The sequence below is a fragment of the Sporomusa sp. genome (assembly GCF_057736855.1).
Genome location: NZ_JBYKYF010000429.1, coordinates 1 through 1,993, shown reverse-complemented (window position 1 = coordinate 1,993; position 1,993 = coordinate 1). Strand labels below are relative to the sequence as shown.

1 protein-coding gene is annotated in these 1,993 nt (G+C 45.8%); it reads left to right on the top strand.

Annotated elements, in window-relative coordinates; all coding sequences use genetic code 11:
- Positions 1-13 precede the first annotated feature (13 nt).
- On the top strand, positions 14-1,993 hold a 1,980-nt coding region (dnaE, locus tag AC29Z1_RS17235), incomplete at its 3' end, for a DNA polymerase III subunit alpha (RefSeq protein WP_488272678.1).

Here is a 1,993-nt window from a genome sequence, read left to right as displayed (position 1 = left end):
ACCAGAGGAGCGCATGTATCTGATGTTTGTACATTTGCATAATCATACTGAATATAGTCTGTTGGACGGAGCCGGACGTATTGAAGATTTGGTGCGTCGGGCTAAGGAACTTGGGATGCCGGCGGTTGCTATAACCGATCATGGTACTATGTACGGTACTATTGATTTTTATAAACAGGCTCAAAAATACGGGATCAAGCCGATTATTGGCTGTGAAGTATATGTTGCGCCCCGTTCGCGATTTGACAAAGCTGCTGTAGAAGGAGAAGCATATTATCACCTTATTCTGCTAGCTGCCAATGAACAGGGATATCGCAATCTGATTGAACTGGTATCGCGCGGCTATAGCGAAGGTTTTTATTACAAACCCAGGATTGACCGGGATTTATTGCGCAGTTATCATGAGGGGTTAATTGCCCTTAGTGCTTGTATTGCCGGGGAAATTCCGGCGGCCATTTTGCGGGGAGATCTGGCTGGTGCAGAGGCCTTGGCCAATGAATATACTGAAATTTTTGGCCGGGACAACTTCTATATCGAGTTACAAGATCATGGCATGTCTGAAGAAAAAGAAGCTAATCAACACCTAGTCAAGTTAGCAAAGAAGCTAGGTCTTGGCCTAGTGGCAACCAATGATGCTCATTACATCAATAGAACCGATGCGGAATGTCATGATGTTTTGCTTTGTATTCAGACGGGTAAAACGGTAGACGATCCGGATCGAATGCGGTTTCCCAGTGATGATTTTTATTTAAAAAGTCCGGAGGAAATGGCTGAACTGTTTGCCGAATATCCGGAAGCGTTAGCAAATACGTTAAAGATTGCTGAGCGTTGCAACGTCACGTTTGACTTTAATAAAATCTATTTACCTGATTTTCCTACACCTAATGGAATCAGTGACGATGAATACCTAGCCCAGTTATGCCGTGAGGCCATTCCCCGGCGGTATCCGCAACCAACGCCGGAAGTGGAAGAGAGGCTTGCTTATGAACTAGGCGTTATAAAAAGAATGGGCTATTCCAGCTACTTTCTTATTGTCTGGGACTTTGTCAACTATTCCCGCAGCCAATCGATTCCTGTAGGGCCAGGGAGGGGATCGGCGGCTGGTAGTATTGTTGCTTATTTATTGGGTATTACCAATATTGATCCACTAAAATACGGCCTGCTGTTTGAACGGTTTTTAAATCCAGAACGGGTGTCTATGCCTGATATTGATATTGATTTTTGTTATGAACGCCGCAGTAAAGTGATTGAATATGTCGTATCCCGTTATGGCAGTGACCGGGTGGCGCAAATTATCACTTTTGGTACCATGGCAGCACGAGCCGCCATTCGCGATGTAGGGCGGGCGTTGAATCTGCCGTATGGCGATGTTGACCGGATTGCGAAATTAGTGCCTGCCGAACTGGGAATCACACTGAAAAAGGCGTTGGCTGCCAATAAAGAGTTAAAAGACCTCTATGATACTGACGAAACGGTTAAAAAACTGGTAGATCTGGCCATGGCGGTGGAAGGCTTGCCGCGGCATGCCTCAACTCATGCTGCCGGGCTGGTTATTGCCAAAGAACCGTTGACCCATTTTGTCCCGCTGCAGCTCTCCAGCGAAGGTTTTGTTACTACTCAGTTTGACAAAGATCGGATTGAAGAAATCGGCTTACTAAAGATGGATCTACTGGGACTGAGGACACTAACCGTGATCGGTGACACCATTGCCTTAATCAAAGAGAACCGGGGGATAGAAATTGATATAGAAAACATTCCGTTAGATGATGCTAAGACCTGTGCTATGCTGGCTGCCGGTGATACATCTGGCGTGTTTCAGATGGAATCAAGTGGCATGACCAATCTGGTGAAAGATCTTAAACCCGAAAAATTTGATGATCTTATTCCCCTAGTGGCTCTCTATCGGCCTGGACCTCTGGGAAGTGGCATGGTATCTGATTTTATTGATGGTCGACATGGCAAGAAGGCCGTTACCTATCTGCATCCGCTTTTA